The sequence below is a fragment of the Methanosarcina sp. DH2 genome, assembly GCF_020804225.1.
Taxonomy (GTDB): Archaea; Halobacteriota; Methanosarcinia; order Methanosarcinales; family Methanosarcinaceae; genus Methanosarcina.
This window is the reverse complement of the sequence record NZ_WJBI01000003.1, coordinates 58,247-77,235: the sequence shown is the minus strand read 5'-3', so window position 1 is coordinate 77,235 and position 18,989 is coordinate 58,247. Positions and strand designations below refer to the sequence as shown.

The following is an 18,989-nucleotide window of genomic DNA, read 5'->3' as shown; positions in this document are numbered from 1 at the left end:
GATGGTTTACGGCTTTAGATAGACATATAGCTTTTGTTGTATTTTTGAGAAATAAAACCCTGTTTTGAAAAAAGTATGCCAGATACTAAAAATAGGTGATACAAAAGAACTCAAACTGAAAAACCGCCTGAAGGTGGCCGGACCTCAAACGGGGCCGAAGCTCGAACGGCACTGACTATAGAATCTGCTTTTAAACTTTCAAGGGTCAGGTATGTGGCCCCAAGTGCTGTAGAAATCTGCTGTGCAAGCCCGAATTTTATCATGCTGTTTTCGGTGTCAATTACGGCAGATTGTATGCCTTCCTCTCTTAACCGGGAAGCTACTGTTTTCGTTTCCTGAAGAGGAGATTCTCCATTCATACTGACATTGGCCCTGCCGTCAGAGATCAGAACCATAAAAGGACAGGTGTCAGGATCACGCTGGAGTTCAGTTTTTATGACCTCATACCCTTTGACAAGTCCTCGGGAAAGAGGCGTCTTTCCACCCGTAGGCATTTCCTGCAAATACTTTTGAGCCAGTTCTATACTGGATGTTGGAGGCAGCAGCAGTTCCGCACTATCCCCTTTAAAAGCGATAAGCCCCACTTTGTCACGTTTCTGATAGGCGTCCATAAGCATTGAAAGGACCGCACCTTTGGAAGCAACCATGCGCTGCCGGGCTCCCATAGAACCGCTGGCATCAACCACAAAGAGTACAAGATTACCGATCTTTTTCCCCCGGATTTTTTCCCTGAAATCGGATTCATGAATTGCTACGGAATTGCTATTCTTTTCCCGCGTAAGCTGGAAGGGAGCAGCAGCCCTCAGGGTGGCATCAAAAGCAAGGTCTGTGGTTTTTTCATGAGGAATTGAACTTTTTATATATCTGCCTTTTTTAGATCGAGTCAGGGTCTTGCTGCGCCTGCCTGACCCGTTTCGATTAGCCCTGCGAAATTCAGGAACCAGTTGTTTTATCTGATAATTTTCCCCCATCGAAAAAATAGTTTCAGAAGAGGCGTCCGGCTGTCCTTCAATCTGGTTCTGTGTGTTGTCCGGCTGCTGCTCTTCGGGATGTTCGTGTGGTTTTTCAGGATTTTCATTATATTCCTGCTTCTGCTGCTCGTGTTTATTTTTCTCTTTTTCTTTCTGTTTTTCTCTGTGCTTTTCAATACTTTCATCCAGTTTATCCTGTTTGTCGGAATGGGAATCAAAAGGCTTCCTGCGCATACGGTGAGAGAGTACCAGTTCTGCAGCTTCTTTTACGTCCTCTTCAAGGACATCAGTCCTTCCGTTAAAAGCTGCAAGGGTGATTGAGGCTTTCATCATGGTGATATCTGCCCTGTGCCCATCAACCCCCATGTCAACACAGATCTGGCTGATTAACTCAAGCATCTCATCCGAAATTGTGACATTAGGAAGCAGCTGCTTCGCATTAAGAATCTGCCCGCAAAGCTCGGTTTCGGCATCCTGCCAGTTTGCTTCAAAAGCTTCAGGGTCTGCCTCATAACTCAGCCTGTATTTTATAAGATCTACTCTTCTGGCCACATCATTAATGCCTCTTATATCCACGCATAAACCGAAACGGTCCAGTAACTGAGGCCGCAGTTCTCCTTCTTCCGGATTCATGGTGCCTACGAGCACAAAAGTCGCAGAATGAGAATAAGAGATCCCTTCTCTTTCGATAGTGTTTATCCCCATTGCCGCAGAATCCAGGAGTACGTCTACAATATGGTCATCGAGAAGGTTTATCTCGTCCACATACAGAATGCCCCTGTGAGCCATTGCGAGCACCCCGGGCTCAAAACGTTTTTCCCCTTTCTTAATGGCATGTTCGATATCAAGAGTCCCGACAACCCGATCTTCAGTGGCGCTTACGGGCAAGTCCACAACTTTCATTTTTACCGGGGAAACTCTCAGGTTTCCGGTCTTTAGTTTTTCAAGGCACTCCTCACACAGTCCACTTTCATTATCAGGGCTGCATTTGAACTTGCAACCTTCAACAACCTCGATTTCAGGCAGGAGATTGGCAAGAGCCCGGACTGCAGTTGATTTGGCAGTACCTTTTTCACCCCTGATAAGGACTCCTCCGATTTTCGGGTTGATGAGATTCAAGACCAGGGCTTTTTTCATTTTTTCCTGCCCGACTATAGCGGAAAAAGGGTAGGTAGTAATATTGTGGTTCTTCATGGTTTTGCCTCAAGGATTTATTTTCAGATTCCGATCAGGTATTCTTCAACACTCATTGCAGGTATGGACACTGGAGTTGTGGAAGGGAGAATGGAGTCCACACTTTCCACCCTGTTCATATAAGGGTAAAAGGTAACATACAAATTCCCTGATGCCTTCTTTTCAAACCGGCCAATCCAGATTTCTTCCGTCACATTGATATCCGAACCAGACCAGACAACATGCTTATTTTCCAGTCTCAGTTTCGGATACGTCTCAACAACAGCAAGTTCCCCAAAATCCTTCCCATGATTCAGTTCCAATGGGCTGTCAGAGAGATGCAAAAGGTGTTTAAGGTTAACAGCCGAAAGTTCATTCCCCTGCATGACGCTGTCAACATATACCGAAAAGAGGGGTACTTCAACCCCATTTAATTCCTTTGTGTAGAGAAAGGTGTGGGTGCCCAGGTCTGCCGATTTGCCGGGAGAGATTATGCTCGAATAAACAGGAAGGTTGTTCCTTAAAACAGTCAGGCAGGCTTTATCCGAATCCAGATCAGTGACTTTCAGGGTATGCCCTTCTTTCAGGTCATATTCCTCATCGGGATGGAGGATTTTCTCATCCTCATCCAGAAGGATATTTACAATGCCCCTGTCAGTTCCGAGATATGCGTATTTTTCACCGTTCCAGCCAAGTACTGAGTATCCCTTATTGAACCAGTCTTCCCCGTAATCCCCCATCTCCGGGTTTTTATATGCGACCTTAACAGGCAAGGACTCATAAACCAGGCCCCCTTCCGGAATCCAGTCGCTTCCGGCATCAAGGGAAAGTTCAAGGCTTTCTGTACTCAGATCGTACTCGGGGTCGTAAAAAAGCATGCCAAAAGAATCGGCTGTCCAGGTGCAGGAGTCCGGAGAGGAATCAGAACGGTTTACAGCTAAGGATGTGCCCCTGATCTTATACGATTTGATAGTATCCTGAGTCATGTTGTAAGAACATGCCCGATACACATTATCAGCAACTCTTAAATCAATAAGGTCGTCAAGGATGGTGACATAATCTCCTAGCTGCATTCTTATAGGCGCGCTGTTTTTCAACTCGATAGTTTTGTTTGTGACTGCAGTGACTTCGAACTTGCCGTATTCATCTCCTTTTTCGATCTTAAGAGGTGTATCTGAATACTGGTTTACGCTTTTAAGGCGCACGATGGGATCCTTGCTGTCAAGAACCTTTTCCAAAGTTCCTTCCATGATCACATATTCTGTGCCGTCGACCTTTGTCGTGAAGTTAAATTTTGAGCCTTCTTCAACGGATTTCGTAGTAATAGGGACGGAATTTTTTTGAAATTCGAGCAGAGCGTAGTTCCCGTTTATCCCCTGAAGCACCAGTTTACAGCCGTTTCCGAGATCAAAGTCATTCCCCTTTTGAAGATCACGGCTTCCGGAACTCACCAGGCTTTCGCTGAGCAACCCATCCTCAAGGACCTTATATTTCTTCCCAAAAAAAGCAGTTGAACCGGAGCTGATTTTTGAAGTATAAATTGCATCTCCCGCATCAATAAACCCGTCCTCTGAAAAAGAAAGCTCCAGCGACTCATAGTATGTCCCGGAAGTGGTTGAATAATAAAATCCCGGGCAGTTTTCTGCATTGAGAATGTGATGATCCCCTCCTGCAATACTAATGAGCTGCCCCCTTTGCTCAATAGCACCTTCAACAGGAATGGTAATAAATAAAACCATTAATATGAAAAAAACTACGTGCTTAATTTGTAAAATAGTATGTTTATCATCGATAATGTCCATAATAATGGCAACACTAGTATTACTAAATAACCTTTTCGTTTTTGAGATACTCTAAATGAAATAAATTTTGAGAAAAAAGATCCAAATGAGATCAATTTCGGAGTTTATATCTCTGTTCCTTTTGAGAGATCTACATGGCACATAGTCCATTGACTTTGAAAGCTAGAGAAAAGCAAACCAGAAAAGTAGTATATGTTTATTTTTGAGAGAACTTGAAGTTTATCTTTTGCAAATATAATTCTTAAAATTAGTTCTAATAAGTAACCATATTTTTAAAAAAAATATAACTATATTTGTAAAATTTAAGATTATTTCGAAATATTTATTAACTCTAAGATAATGAATATTTTTCATGTCGCCAGGAAAAAGTACTGTACTGGGAATTATATTCCTGCTTCTTGCAGTTCTGGCAATATTGTATTTTCAAACGACGTCTGCTGAAAAGATAGTTTATGAGGAAAATTTTGAGGATAACTCAGAGATTGAAGGAGATTTCCTCAGATGTGAAGATGGCACACTGTATCTGGACACTAAAAACTCTGCACAGACCGAGGAAGGAGTATGGAATAAAAACGTAAGCCTGTCCCCTGGAAAAATTTCTTGGAAGTGGGATGGGCAGGATACGGATAATTTCAGCCTCTGGTTAAAGGTCACATTCAGTGATCATAAATCCATTTACTATGTTGCAGCCGGCAGCAGGAACCCGCAGTCTGAAGGCGAGTTTTACCGGGACAGGGAAAATAGACGGCGTTTTTCTCCTTCTATTGTGATCTCCGGAATCCCGATGAGTCAGGTTGAAAGAGATCTCGTTTCGGATTATACCAGATATTGTGGTCCTGCTGAAAATGTAAGGATTGTGAAAGTGAGTACAGGTTTGGGGGACAGCAGCACCGAGCACATGAACATTTTGAGAATATCAGACCTGAAAATATACGGCTAATCATAAAATAAATCAAAAAAGCCTGAAAACCAGAGGAGCCAGAAAATGAAAAAGAGCAGTGTTACACTGATACTCATAGTTACACTTATTTTCTTAGTATGTTCGGGATGTGTGTCTTCCGGAGTAATGTCCCATGATAGCGAATCTTCCGACAGTATCTCTTCGGATGAAGAGAATGAAAACGGAGAAGAGAGTCCGAGCAGTGGGTTGAATCAAGGAAACACGGCATCTTATGAAAAGTCTTCACCCTATATTTATTGGGAGTACGAGCTTGGATATGTAGCCCCGGAAAACATAAGTGAAGGGCGATCAAGCGTTCAGGACTGCGTAAGTTATGCGCAGGATGGAAGATATGTGGCTGTCGGAACAGGCTCGAACCTTACAGTTATCGACGTAGCAGGCAAAAATGTGCTCTGGGAAAAAGCCCTCAAGGGAAACATTTCAGACCTCACATTCTCGGAAGACGGAAAATACCTGCTTGCTGGAGAGAGAAGTATTGACGGCTATATACATTTCATGAACGCCAGCACAGGAGAAGAGATCTGCAGTTATAGGACTGCAGATGACCTGGGAACCGGCACGAACCCCAGAAATCAACCCTGCATATACAGAATAACGACTGCTGATAATGCTGTGTACATTGCAGCAGGCAGGTACTGGAAAGATTCCGGATATGAGCTGGCTTCCAGGGTGTATAGATTCAGCCCCGATGGCAACCTTTCCTGGAAACTCCCGACGGCAGAAAATTACGCCCGGAGTGTGAACTGGATTGATTCAAGCAAGGACGGAAAAAATGTAGTTTTTTCAACAGGGGACTGGACAAATTCCCTTGAAGTAAATGCAGTCGTTTACTCTGTAAATGATGGTGGAAATCTCCGTTGGAAATATGAAATTCCTCCTCTCAGACCTTATTTTGTTTCTGCAGCCATCTGGCACGGGCTTGATGTTTCAGATGATGGGTCCATGGTAACTGCCTATACAGGAGACGGGAGAAAATACCTTTTTAATGACTTAGAGATGAAAAAGCCAGGGGATGGCGAATCTGAGTGGTACTCCGATAAATGGAAGTCCAACGTGACAGCTCCAGAGGGGCTTGAAGGAAGTGTCATATATACTTACGGCGAAAATGCAAAAATCGCTGCTGAAAATGAGGTACTCTACCTTACGGGAGCCACACTTCCCGCATACTATCCAGATAAGGTCCCGATGGCACACCCTCTTGAAAATTATCTCATATCATGCGATGTAGACACAGGAGAAATTTCCTGGATCTATAACCTGGGAGGACGCTGTGCAGGGATTTTCTTCTCTCCGGATATGAGGTTCTTTGTCCTGCCAGTCGGAAAAGATATGTCCGCAGGCGATACTCAGGCTCATGGAGTCCATGCATTTGATTCCCAGAAATCCGGGAATGGGAATTCAAAGCTGCTCTGGACCTTCAATACAGAAGGGGTTGTTGTGGATGCTGAGATTTCTTCTGACTGTACCGTAGCCGCAGTCGAAGTCCCTCTGCAACTCAAAAAAGGGGATGTAACTGGAAAACACAGGTTAATAATTGTCAGGTGAGAGAATGAAATGGAAATTATTGATAGCCCTGCTTATTATGATTTTAATGACTGCAGGATGTGCTGAAAATAGCCAGGAGTCCGGCAGCAGCGCATCGGCTCAGGCTTCAGGGATAGAAGATACGCAGGAGATAAGTTCCGAAGCCGGGGTACCCATCGACTCGGTAGTCTTCTCAAGGACCGGAGCCCTGCTAACTCTGAAAGACGAAGCCGAGATCTCAGAGATCAGGATTTCTTCAGAAGACAACCAAGTAGATGTTCTTGATATTGAAAAAACCGAAGACCAGTCCTTTTTATCTTTTGACTGGACCCCTGAAACCCGGTATAAGTTTGAGGTAATAACTGGTTCTGGGGCATCCAGTGCTCTTGAGGTATATGCTCCTGAAAAACCGGCTTTGAAAGAGGAGTACACCATAGAGCTTGAGGATGTAACTCCCGGGCCTATCGAAAAAACCTCAATGAACACAAAAGGCGTGACGAAATTCTCTCCTGACAGCAAGTATCTTGCGATTGGGACCCATGGAGGTTCTCTGAAATTTATAGAGCTTGCAACCGGGGAAAAGGTCTGGGAAAAGCAGCTTGTTAAAGGGATATCGGATGCGAGGATCGCTGATATAGAGTTTTCAGAAGACAGCAAGCACCTTATTGTGGGAGAAGAGAGCCCGGATGCTTTTATCTATTGTTTTGACCTCAACGGCACCGAAATATGGAAATTCGGGGCAGGGAAAGAACTGGGTTCAGACCTCAAGTACATGCCTGCCATGAAAAAGATAAAACTTGATTCAAACGGGAATATTTATGTCGCTGCCAGCAGGGCCTGCGGCTACATCGGTGAGAAATACAAATACCTGGGAAGGGTTTATTCCTTTGATCCCGAAGGCAACCTGCGCTGGAAATTCCCGGAATCAGAACTTATGGACTCGGGAGTTACATGGATTGATGCCACCCCTGGAGGGGAATACGCTGTTTTCGGCACCACCTGTTTTACAAAAGCGGATAACTGGAAAGACGGGACTGTGCATGTCCTGAATGGAAACACGGGAGAAGAGCACTGGAGCTACCAGATCCTCCCTGTTGAACCGTTCTTTGACTATACTTCAATCTGGTACAGTACACAGATCACTCCTGACGGAGAACAGCTAATTACAATGACAAGCGATGGCAGAGCCTTTTTATTCAATAACTCCCGCATCATCGAGACCGGGATCCCGGAGATTGCCTGGCAGCAGAACATCTCAACCCCGATAGTTGTCAGTGGAGTCCCCATCTACGGCAGTGCAAATTATGCTTACATTGTCAACGATACCCTGATCTTTTCAATTGGGAGCACTTTCTCCAAAGATAAGAATAAGGATGCCCCATTTGAACACCCCAGCGGAAACAGTCTCTTTGCCTATGATTCTGACGGAAACCTGCTGTGGAAATGGAGACTGGATGGCTATGCAGGGGAATGTGCACAGAATGACCGTTACCTCGTGATCCCTCTTGCCCAGAACCTGGTAACCGAGGACAGGAGCGTTCACGGAGTTTATGTCTTTGACGTCTCAAAAAGCGGAGGTGCAAGTTCCAGGCTCAGCCAGATTTACGGAACCGAAGGGATTACAGTATCTGCGGATATCTCTTCTGACGGCAGGTATATTGCAGCCTTAGAAGCCCCTGCAAGGCTTGATGACGGAACCGTGCTCGGAGAATACAAAGTGCATATTCTTACATGAGGGGGAAAAAATGAAAATCGTTTCAGTAACCTGGAATTCATACATTCCCACTCTTCTTGAAGCCGCAGAAGAACTTGGAATAGAGCTTGAGGCTTATTACTCAAAAATTCTGGAAGAGGACCCAGAAGAAACTGAGAAGGTGCTTTCTGCATGTGAGCACGCTGATGCCGTCTTTATTTACCATATAGCCAATCCTTTCTGGGAAGAGTTCTATAAAAGGCTCGAACCCTTAAAAACAAGGATACCCGTAATCTGTGTGGGAAGCACCCCCTCCAGTTTCACCCTTTCCTCCGTGAAACTTGAGATTGCAGCCACATGTTTTTCTTACATAATATATGGAGGAAAAGAAAACTTTGGAAATATGCTGTGCTACCTCTTAAAAGAGGTCTTTGGGGCTGAGATTGAAGTAAAGCCCCCGGTAAAAATTCCATGGGACGGGCTCTATCACCCGGATGCCGGGGAAATGTTCTCAAGCCTCCGGGAGTACCTGAACTGGTACGGGCCCCTGAAGGATAAAACCGTGGGGCTGCTCATTTCCAGGACTTCCTGGGTAAACAATGACCTTGAAATTGAGAAGACCCTCATAAAAGATTTCGAAAACCTTGGACTTTCTGTTATTCCTGTTTTTGCGTATTCGTTAAAAGATAGAGAACTTGGCAGCAGGGGCATGAATGAGGTCATTGAAGATTACTTCATTGAAAATGACAAACCCATCATAGACGCTCTTGTGAAACTCTCTCCGTTTTTCATAATGAGTAACAAAAATAAAGAAGATGAAAGCTCATGTGCCGAGAAAGGAGTAGAACTGCTACAGAACCTTGACGTACCTGTTTTCCAGCCGATTATTTCCCACTACGTTACACAAGAGCAGTGGCAGGAGTCTCAGGGTTTAAGCACTGAGATCGGGTGGGGTGTAGCTCTGCCTGAGTTTGAGGGTGTAATCGAGCCCATCATAATAGGGGCAGGCAAAAATGAAGGAAATTACATAGGGCGTGCCCCTATCCAGGAACGCTGCTCAAAACTTGCATCCAGGGTCCTTAAATGGATAACCCTCCGGAAAAAACCGATAAACCAGAGAAAAATTGCCTTTATCCTGCACAACAGGCCCTGCACAGGAGTTGAAGGCTCGGTAGGGGATGCTGCTAACCTTGATTCCCTTGAAAGTGTGGCAAGAATTTTAAATCGGATGCGAGAAGCAGGCTATGCTGTCAACCCTCCCCTGGACGGCAGGGAGCTTATCGAAACCATTCTCAAGAAAAAAGCAATTTCCGAGTTCAGATGGACCCCGATTAATGAAATCGTAAAAAACGGAGGGGTTCTGGCTTTTGTGGAAAAAGAGGAGTATGAACAATTTTTCAATACCCTGAGCCCGAATGTAAGACAGCGGGTAATCGAGGGATGGGGAACCCCGCCTGGAGAAGAAGTCAACGACATTCATGCTGCAATGGTCTATGAAAACAAAATAGTTGTTACCGGGATACAGTATGGAAACGCTGTTGTCTGTGTGCAGCCGAAGCGCGGGTGTGCAGGTGCCAGGTGTGACGGAAAGGTCTGCAAGATCCTGCACGACCCTGGTGTCCCTCCAACCCATCAGTACCTTGCGACCTACAGGTATCTGGAGAACGCTTTTGGAGCCGATGTGCTCGTACACGTCGGGACCCACGGCAACCTTGAATTCCTGCCCGGAAAAGGGGTGGGGCTTTCAGGAGACTGTTATCCTGATATCGGAATCGGGACTATCCCCCACCTCTACATTTACAATTCCGACAACCCCCCGGAAGGCACTATTGCCAAACGCCGGAGCCTTGCCTGTCTTATTGACCATATGCAGACAGTCATGACCTCAGGAAGGCTGTATGGAAGCCTCGAAGAACTTGACAGGCTGCTCGGGGAATACGAACAGGTAAAATACGATAAGGGACGGGCACATGCCCTGAAGCACCTGATCCTTGATGAGATTAAAAAATCGAACCTGGACTCCGAGATAAAAGCCGACCACCAGACTCCTTTTGAGGAAATTATAAGGAAAGCGCATGAAGTCCTCGGAAAGATCAGGAACACCCAGATCCATAACGGGATGCATATCTTCGGACAGCTCCCCGAAGGCGAGAAGAAGGTAGAGTTCATAAACTCAATTTTAAGGTATGATGACCAGGAAAATGCAGAGAACAGTGTTTCGATCCGAAGGCTGATTGCAGGACTTCTGGGGCTTGAGCTTGACGAACTGATCTCTGACCAGAGCCGGATTTCAGCAGATGGAAAGTCAAATGGGCAGAGGCTTGAGGAGATTGATTCGCTCTCCAAAAATTTCATCAGGACATTCATAAGTAACCCGGAAAAAGATCCTGAACAGGTAATCAAAGAGGTTTTTACAGGGCAGAATTTCACAGAGCAGAATATTACAGAGCAGAATATTACAGAACAGGTTTTGATAGAGCAGATTTTAACAGAGCAGGATTTTACAGGACAAAGTGCTGCAGAAGAAAGTTTTATAGAGCAGATTATTACAGAAACGGCATTCAAAGAACAGAGTTTTACAGGAAAGATCATAAACCCGACCTCTTCCCGGATCGCTGCTGCAATCTGTGAAAGGATCCTTGACCTTGAGTCCAGAATAGATGCCTCTCTGGAGATTGAAGCTCTTCTGCATGGTTTTGACGGGGGGTACATTCCGGCCGGACCTTCGGGTTTAATCATGCGCGGAAGGGATGACGTACTGCCAACTGGCAGGAATTTTTATTCTCTTGACCCCAAGCGGGTCCCGACAAAAGCTGCCTGGAGAGTGGGACAGCAGCTCTCAGGGGTTTTGATTGATAAACACCTGAGAGAAGAAGGCCGTTATCCTGAAAACGTGGCATTTTACTGGATGGCAAACGACATCATGTGGGCTGATGGAGAGGGCATGGCCCAGATTATGAGCCTGCTCGGGGTTGAACCGCGCTGGCTTGGCAACGGGCGCCTTAAGGGATTCGCAGTAATCCCCCTTGAAGAGCTGGGTAGGCCCAGGATTGATGTTACTATCAGGGTCTCTGGAATTCTCAGGGACAACTTCCCGAACTGCCTGGAGGTAATAGACGAGGCAATCCAGGCTGTGGCTTCTCTTGATGAACCTGAGGAGATGAACTATCCTAAAAAACACAGCCGCAGGATGATCGAGGAAGGCGCGGATTCAAGGGAAGCTACTTTAAGGATCTTTTCAAGCAAACCCGGGACCTATTCCGCCGGAGTACAGCTTGCAGTCTATGCAAGTGCCTGGAAAGATGAAAAGGACTTGGCAGACATCTTTCTTTACTGGAACGGATATGCCTATGGAAAAGACGTAAAGGGTCAGGAAGCCCACACCCAGCTTGCTTCAAACCTCAAGACGGTTGATGCTACCTTTAACAAAGTAGTCAGTGACGAATACGACCTCCTGGGATGCTGCTGTTACTTTGGAGTCCACGGAGGGCTCACAGCTGCCACAAAGCAGGCTTCAGGCAGGGACGTGAAGGTCTATTTTGGGGATACAAGAGAACCGCAGCATGTCGAGGTCCGGGATATGGCTGATGAACTGCGGAGGGTCGTAAGAACCAGACTTTTAAACCCCAAATGGATCGAAGGCATGAAACAGCACGGATACAAGGGTGCACAGGATATTTCTAAGAGGGTCGGAAGGGTCTACGGTTGGGAAGCTTCTACCCAGGTAGTGGACGACTGGATCTTTGACGATATCACAAAGGCGTTCGTGCTCGATGAAGAAATGCGCAGGTTCTTTGAAGAGAACAATCCCTACGCGCTTGAGGAAATGTCCCGCAGGCTCCTTGAAGCGCAGTCAAGAGGGCTCTGGAACCCGGACCCGCAGGTGCTTGAAGACCTGAAAAACTCTTACCTTGAAATTGAGAGCTGGATGGAAGAGCTGGCAGGAGAAGGGGAGTTCCAGGGAGGAGCTGTGGACATCATAAGCTTTGAAGATGTCCCTGACTGGGATCGGAAAATGCAGGAAATCCGAAAAATCCTCAAATAAGAAAAAAGGTAGCGGAATGAAAAACATCGTTTTTTTCTTCCTTGTACTGGTGCTGGCAATCCAACCTGCAGCAGCACAGGTGAAGGAGGAATTTGAACCTGAAGATATGACCACATTCATGATTCAGGTCCCGCATGGAGTAGAGGGAAGCGGCCTTGCAGTCGGAGGCAGCAACCTCTCGGCGTATGTTTTTTTTGAGAGTTATTATTACGGAAACATGAATGTGACAATGGAACTTGATTTACCCGAGAGTTTTATACTTCAGGATACCCCTGTCCATTCTTTTTCGCTTCAGACCGAGTATGAGGACTGGTACAGGTTCGTTGATTTTTATGTGCCTGTTGATCTCCCCCCTGGCATATATAACATAACTGCAACTGCAGTTGTTGAGGTTGAAGGAAACGAGCATACCATTGTGCGCAGAACCCGGCTCAAAGTCGCTTCGAAAGAGGAAATCGCAGATGAGATCGAAGTATCCGGGCTCATAATACCATCGGATGAAGACGGATACGGAGACCCGAGCCACCCTTCCAACAGCCTGGTCATCCGGGAAACATCTCCTGCTCTCAAAAAGCTGCTGAAGGTTACAGACCTCCGGATCGATAGGGAGGAACTTACTTCAACCTTCATAGGAGTGGAGCTTACCAATAAAGGAGACAGTACGGTCCCTGTTATAATCACCTATGAGATCCTTGACATTAAGACCAGAGAACCTGTAAAAGCCTTTAAGCCTGCCATTATGGGAATGAACGCAGATACCCTGTGCTATGCCACTTTAACCCTTACCCCGGGTTCAAGTTCGCTGGTAAGCATTCCTCTCTATATATCGGAGGGTGCGATGAGAGGAGAGTACCTGCTGAGGGTTAAGGTAAAGCTCACTGGCAGCGACTGGGCTGCAGTAACAAAAGACCAGAAAATAACTGCAATCTCGAGGAAATGGGGACCCATAATAATTACTCTTGTCTCCTCTTTACTTGGACTGACCGCCGTCAGCTTCTTCTTTTCAAGGTCAAAGGAGATAATGGACAAGTTTAAGACTCGCAACCTTGTGCTGATTGCCCTTTTCGGAACCGTTTCTTTTGCAGCCATAAACCTGCCCATGACCATCCTGTGGGAGCTGTCCCATGCCTTATTCGGGCCTTTCAGTTTCCTGTTTACAGGGCTTTTCTATGAGATTCTTCTCTATATGCTCATTGCCTCCCTTGTTGTCCTTATTCCAAAACCCGGAGTTGTAAGCCTTTTTATGATGGTCAGGTTCCTGCTTGGAGGCTTTATAACCGGGAGTTTCACCCCGATCACTTTCATAACATTGTCCCTGAGCGCGGTACTGCTGGAGGTTATGATGTATGCTGCAGGCATAACCGGCAAAAATCCGGACCCGGAAAACAGGTTCATGATGGGGGTTGTCTGCGGAATTGCCGACATGACCAGCGGGTATGCGTCTTTCAGCGTCTGGATGGTGCTCTACAGGCTGTTTTACAGCGACTGGTATATTATGGCAAATATCCTGATCGATGGCTTCCTCTACACTTTCATAGGAGCCTGGTTTGGAATAAGCCTGGGAAACAGGCTGAAAAAAGTTGCAGAATAAAGATAGCAGCAGAATAAGGTGGTACAGTAGCAGAATAAAGGTGGTACAATGATAGAGATCAAAGACCTGTGGTACACGTATCCCGGAAGAACGGAACCGACTTTAAAAGGGATTAATCTGAAAGTAAAAAAAGGGGAATTCGTCCTCCTGACGGGCCCTACAGGCTGCGGAAAGAGCACTTTACTGAAAACACTTAACGGCATAATTCCCCATGAATCAGGAGGGATATTTTCAGGCAGCATAAGGATCAACGGGACTGAGACCATAGACTCAAACCATATGGAGCTTTCAAGAGGTGTCGGCCTGGTTTTCCAGAACCCCGATGACCAGATCTTTTCCACAACCGTTGAGGACGAAGTAGCCTTTGGGCCTGAAAACCTTTGCTTTGAGAGGGAAGAGATTGATAAAAAGGTAGAGGAAGCCCTTCAGATGGTCGGGATGTCCGGACACAGGCTGAGCTCCACGAATTCGCTTTCAGGAGGGCAAAAACAGAGGATCTGCATTGCAAACATGCTTGCGATGATGCCTGAAATCCTGGCCATGGACGAACCTGTAAGCCAGATGGACCCAGGGGGCACCCAGGAAGTCCTGAATACCGTGAGGGAACTTAACAGGAAACTGAAGATAACCGTTCTGTTGGTAGAGCACAGACTGCACGAGCTTGCGCCTTTTGCAGACAGGATTGTCATAATGGATGGCGGAAAAATAATCTTTGACCAGCCTGCTTCAAAAGCTTTTGATTATCTAGAGGTATTTCACAGGCTAGGGCTTCGGGTTCCTGAACCCGTTGAGCTCTGTCACGCTCTGGGAATAAGAGCAAGTCCCCTCAGTGCCAGGGAAGCTCTCTTAGTGCTGAACAGGAAAAACTCTAAAGAAAATATGATAACTCCCCGGATCCTTCCGAACCCGGAAGAAAATATTGGTGCAGATACTAGTGCACTAGCTGGCCCTGCCGGAAATAATGATTCTGTAAATAATGATTCTGTAAATAATGATTCTATTATTTCTATCCGGGATCTGTGGTCTGGATATGACAAAAACCTGATGGTGCTTAAATGCATAAATCTGGAAATTCATAAAGAAGAAAGGATTGCGGTCATGGGTACAAACGGCTCGGGCAAATCAACCCTGCTTTTGAACCTTGCAGCCATGCTTAAACCATATAAAGGAAGTGTAAAGGTCTTAGGGGAGGACACCAGGTCAAAAAACCCATATTCCTTTGCAGGCAGAGTCGGGTTCGTATTCCAGAACCCTGACCTTATGCTCTTCTGTGATTCAGCTGAAGAAGAGGCGAGATTTGGGCCTGTTCAGTTAAAGTTTGAGAATATAGAGGAAAGGGCAAGGACCTCTCTTGAAGCCATGTCAATTTTAAACCTCAAGCAGGACCTTCCACAATCTCTGAGCCGGGGGCAGAGGCTCAGGACAGCCGTTGCCTCGGTACTTTCAATAGATCCTGAAATCATTCTCCTTGACGAACCTACAACAGGGCAGGATAGAGTGAATATAGAACAGATGATGGATTATTTCAAAAATAACCGTTCCACACTTGTTTTCTGTACCCATGATATTGAGATTGCAATGCTCTATGCTACAAGAATTCTTGTGATGAACGAGGGTCGGATTATAGCAGATGGAAAGGGCAGAGAGGTAATAAAGAACATTGAGATCCTCAGGAAAGCCTCCCTTACCCAACCCCCGGTCGTCGAGATCGCAAACTATCTGGGAGTGGACGCTTTTTCAGTCACAGAACTTGTGGAAATGCTGGCCTGTAGAGGTTCTGAAGTGATAAATTCTGACGTGATAAATTCTGAAGTAATAAATTCTGAAGGGATAAAATGTGAAGTGATAAGATGCTGACCTGTAGGAACCCTGAAGTGATAATATGATAGGTGCCAGATCAATTGCAGAACCGACGATTAAAGACACAATTGTTCACAGGACAGACCCGCGGGCAAAAATCCTTATCCTTATTTCCACTGCTTTTGTAGCAGTAACTCTGGACAATCCCGAAACCATGCTTCTGCTGTTTCTGACCATACTTTCCGGATTTGCGCTTGCAAGGATGCCGGCAATAAAACTCAAAACCCTTGCTTTCCTGCTCATACTTTTGATCTGGGGGACTATTTATTCTCAGGCTCTTTTTTATTCCCAGCTCCCAAGGACTGTGATTTTTACTATAATCCAGCCTGATTTTCCGGTTCTGGGCTGGCTGACAAACGGAGGGCTGTTCGTATATGAGGAAGGGCTCCATCACGGTGCAATTCAGGGCTTAAGGTCAGCTTCAATCCTGTCCCTTGGCCTGCTGATATGCTGGACCACGGATTCGAGAGATATGCTAAACGGCCTGGTGGGGCTCAGGGTCCCTTACAGCGTGGCTTTTATGTTAGTTACAGCAGTCCGGTTTCTGCCAATAATAATCACTGAAGTAGCTACCGTGATAACAGTCCAGAGACTCAGGGGTTTTAATCCGAAAAGGTTCGGGTCAGGGATCATTAAAACATCCCTTAATATCCTGACCCCGACTCTATCAAATTGCGTAAGGAGGACCGGCACTCTTGCAGTTTCTATCCAGAGCCGGGCTTTTAGGGCAAATCCGAGCAGGACATACCTCAAAAAACTGAAGTTTTCGGAACTTGATAAAGTAATGGTCACTGCCTGTATTTTTGCTGCCATAAGTATTGTGATCATAAAGCTTCTTTACAATATGTACACAAGTGGAATTTACTATACTTCAGGTTTAAGGCCTGTTTATGCCATTGCAAGGGGATACCTGTGATAGAAATAAAAAAATTATCCCGATCCTTCGGAAACCTGCTTGCTGTTGATAATCTCGACCTTGATGTCGGAAACGAGATTTTTGGCCTCCTGGGCCCCAATGGAGCAGGCAAAAGTACGACAGTCATGATGCTTACAACCCTTCTAAGACCAAGCAGTGGCACTGCAAAGGTCTGCGGATATGATGTTGTAAGGGACTCAAAAAAAGTAAGGTCAAAGATAAGCTATGTCCCACAGGACATGGCAGTGGACCGAAAACTCACAGGCAGAGAAAACGTGTTGCTTTTTGCAAAGCTCTATGGGGTTCCGAACAGGAGCTCAAAAGTTGAGGAAGTACTTGAAATGATGGGGCTCTCTGACCGTGCAGGTGACCTTGTCAAAACATACTCGGGAGGAATGAGAAGGCGCCTTGAACTTGCTCAGGCGCTTGTGCACGAGCCTGAAGTCCTTTTCCTGGACGAACCTACTCTCGGCCTTGACATCAGCGGCAGAAGGAAGATATGGGAGCATATCAGGATGTTGAAAGCCGACGGAATGACCATATTCATGACAACCCATTACCTTGAGGAGGCAGAAAAGTACTGCAACAGGGTTGCCATTATTGATAAAGGAAGAATCGCAGCTGTTGGCTCTCCTGAAAACCTGATAAGTTCCACAGGAAAAAATGCTTCTCTTAATGATGTTTTCCTTGAAAAAGTCAAAACCCCTGAAGAGCAGGCAGGGTTTAATTCAACCCAGTTTAGAAACCTTTTGAGGCGGAGATAATGAAAGCCGTATTCTACTATTTTGAAAGGGACCTTGTAAAATGGCTGAGAGGAAAAGTAACCGTCATTTCCTCACTCGTCATGCCTGCAGCCTGGCTGATATTTGTCGGGCTTGCCCTGCCCACAAAGTTTACTGATAATTATCTTGAGTTTATCACCCCTGGCATCCTTGTCATGACAACTCTCTTTTCCTCCCTGCAGGGCGGGTCTCTTATGATTTTTGATAAAATACTGGGTTTTTTAAATAAGTTTCTCGCCATGCCTTCCCCGCGAGAAAGTATGCTGTACGGAAAAATCCTGTTTATCAGCGTAAGGGGCCTGCTGCAGGCAACCGTGATCCTCCTGATGGCTACCCTTCTTGGAGTAAGGTTATTGAACCCGATAAATATAGTTCTGATATATCTGACCCTGTTCCTATTTTCGGTATTTTTCTCTGCCCTCTCAACCATGATAGGGCTGTACTTAAGCGACCATGACAGCTATTCAGCTGTAAACAGTATGATCAGTATGCCTCTGTTTTTCACAAGCAGTGCTCTTATGCCTTATGATGTCATGCCCGTCTGGTTGAGGACGCTCGCAAGGCTTAACCCGGTCAGCTATGCGATAGACAGTACAAGACTGCTATTTGAAGGGACAGTCCCTGTATATGGAATCCTTGGACTTGCAGCCGGAGCCGGAATCATGGTCATCCTCGGGACATATCAATTCCGGAAAGCGGTTGTGTGAAAGAAACCGAATATAGGAAAAAAATACTCCACCTGATCCGAGAAATGAGTTATTTAATTCAACAAAGGTTCTAGTTCACTGTCACTAAGTGCCCCAGCCAGCCTGTCTGGAAGCCCTTTATTTAAATAGTCTTATTGAGCGAAGCGAGAAATACACACTATAACATAACCTTGAAAGAGAACAAATGTCATAGTAAGCTCTTGAATAGAATAAAAAAGGATAAAAGTTATTTTTGCACAAAAGATGGTCCTCCCGTGCGAAACAAAAAGGAGTGATCCCGAAAAGCAGTTATGGGATTCTCAAGCCCTTATCCCTAACTCATTTCATGGGAAGGAACAAATTTCATGGGAAGGAACAAATTTCATGGGAAGGAACAAATTTCATGGGAAGGAACAAGATAGAGGTAGAATTTCCGGTAAACTGGACTTTTCTTTTATCCCTGATAAGAAATAAATCCCTGAGGAGATGCTAATAAATCTAATAAAATCTATATAGACAAAAGAGATGCCAGGGTAACTAGAAAGTAGGACGCTAAAGTTAGAAATAAACGCTGACAACTTTGTCTAAGTACGCTATATAAGATAACTTATTGAAGCATAGAAGGACATTAAGTCATAGTGACTGCTCCTTTCATTAAAATGAGGGGCATCTATCGGTTTTTACGAACAGACTGCAATCCCAGTCTGAGAATGTTAATAGAAGCATTAAGATCACGGTTGATAGATAGACCGCAGAAAGGACAATTATGAGTTCTTTCTGACAGGTCTTTTTCTACCAGCATACCACAACTTGAACACATCTTAGAGGTATTCTTAGGATTTACAAGAACTAGTTTTCTACCAGCGTTTTCAGCTTTGTAGGAAGTATAAGTTACAAGTTTACTCCAGGCAGCATCAAGAATGTGTTTAGCCAGATTGTGATTTTTAGATATGACCAGATCTAATCAACCTGTATTTTATAAGAT

The 18,989-nt window shown here is 45.4% G+C and carries 12 protein-coding genes; 9 read left to right on the top strand and 3 right to left on the bottom strand.

Annotated elements, in window-relative coordinates:
• Window positions 1-110: 110 nt before the first annotated feature.
• Together FXV91_RS07135 and FXV91_RS07130 are read right to left on the bottom strand one after the other, a co-directional pair.
• Complete coding sequence (locus FXV91_RS07135) at window positions 111-2,165, bottom strand: putative cobaltochelatase (RefSeq protein ID WP_229389897.1); 2,055 nt, start codon at window positions 2,163-2,165, stop codon at window positions 111-113.
• A 23-nt stretch (window positions 2,166-2,188) separates the two neighbouring features.
• Window positions 2,189-3,946, bottom strand: coding sequence for an S-layer protein domain-containing protein (locus FXV91_RS07130; protein ID WP_229389895.1), 1,758 nt, complete (start codon window positions 3,944-3,946; stop codon window positions 2,189-2,191).
• Between the two features lie 352 nt (window positions 3,947-4,298).
• Between FXV91_RS07130 and FXV91_RS07125 the strand changes: the two genes are divergently transcribed.
• The 9 genes from FXV91_RS07125 to FXV91_RS07085 are packed head-to-tail and all read left to right on the top strand — an operon-like array spanning window position 4,299 to window position 18,025.
• Window positions 4,299-4,886, top strand: a complete 588-nt coding sequence (locus FXV91_RS07125; RefSeq protein ID WP_229389893.1) for a hypothetical protein — start codon at window positions 4,299-4,301, stop codon at window positions 4,884-4,886.
• A 45-nt stretch (window positions 4,887-4,931) separates the two neighbouring features.
• Window positions 4,932-6,452, top strand: coding sequence for a hypothetical protein (locus FXV91_RS07120; protein WP_229389891.1), 1,521 nt, complete (start codon window positions 4,932-4,934; stop codon window positions 6,450-6,452).
• Between the two features lie 4 nt (window positions 6,453-6,456).
• A complete protein-coding gene (locus FXV91_RS07115; RefSeq protein ID WP_229389889.1) occupies window positions 6,457-8,166 on the top strand; it encodes a dehydrogenase in 1,710 nt (569 codons plus the stop codon).
• 10 nt (window positions 8,167-8,176) lie between these two features.
• The gene (gene cobN / locus FXV91_RS07110; protein WP_229389887.1) at window positions 8,177-12,169 is read left to right on the top strand and encodes a cobaltochelatase subunit CobN; all 3,993 of its coding nucleotides are present in this window, start codon (window positions 8,177-8,179) and stop codon (window positions 12,167-12,169) included.
• 16 nt (window positions 12,170-12,185) lie between these two features.
• The gene (locus tag FXV91_RS07105; RefSeq protein ID WP_229389886.1) at window positions 12,186-13,760 is read left to right on the top strand and encodes an MptD family putative ECF transporter S component; all 1,575 of its coding nucleotides are present in this window, start codon (window positions 12,186-12,188) and stop codon (window positions 13,758-13,760) included.
• Between the two features lie 48 nt (window positions 13,761-13,808).
• Window positions 13,809-15,617, top strand: coding sequence for an energy-coupling factor transporter ATPase (locus FXV91_RS07100; RefSeq protein ID WP_229389884.1), 1,809 nt, complete (start codon window positions 13,809-13,811; stop codon window positions 15,615-15,617).
• Between the two features lie 25 nt (window positions 15,618-15,642).
• A complete protein-coding gene (locus FXV91_RS07095) occupies window positions 15,643-16,536 on the top strand; it encodes an energy-coupling factor transporter transmembrane component T (RefSeq protein ID WP_229389882.1) in 894 nt (297 codons plus the stop codon).
• Window positions 16,533-17,300, top strand: a complete 768-nt coding sequence (locus FXV91_RS07090) for an ATP-binding cassette domain-containing protein (RefSeq protein WP_229389880.1) — start codon at window positions 16,533-16,535, stop codon at window positions 17,298-17,300. The genes FXV91_RS07095 and FXV91_RS07090 overlap by 4 nt, the downstream gene beginning before the upstream one ends.
• The gene (locus tag FXV91_RS07085; protein ID WP_229389878.1) at window positions 17,300-18,025 is read left to right on the top strand and encodes an ABC transporter permease; all 726 of its coding nucleotides are present in this window, start codon (window positions 17,300-17,302) and stop codon (window positions 18,023-18,025) included. The genes FXV91_RS07090 and FXV91_RS07085 overlap by 1 nt, the downstream gene beginning before the upstream one ends.
• A 649-nt stretch (window positions 18,026-18,674) precedes the next feature.
• On the opposite strand, the gene FXV91_RS07080 is transcribed toward FXV91_RS07085, so the two are convergent.
• Window positions 18,675-18,938 (bottom strand): transposase, encoded by a 264-nt coding sequence (locus tag FXV91_RS07080; RefSeq protein ID WP_255679977.1) that lies wholly within the window; start codon window positions 18,936-18,938, stop codon window positions 18,675-18,677.
• Window positions 18,939-18,989: the final 51 nt, after the last annotated feature.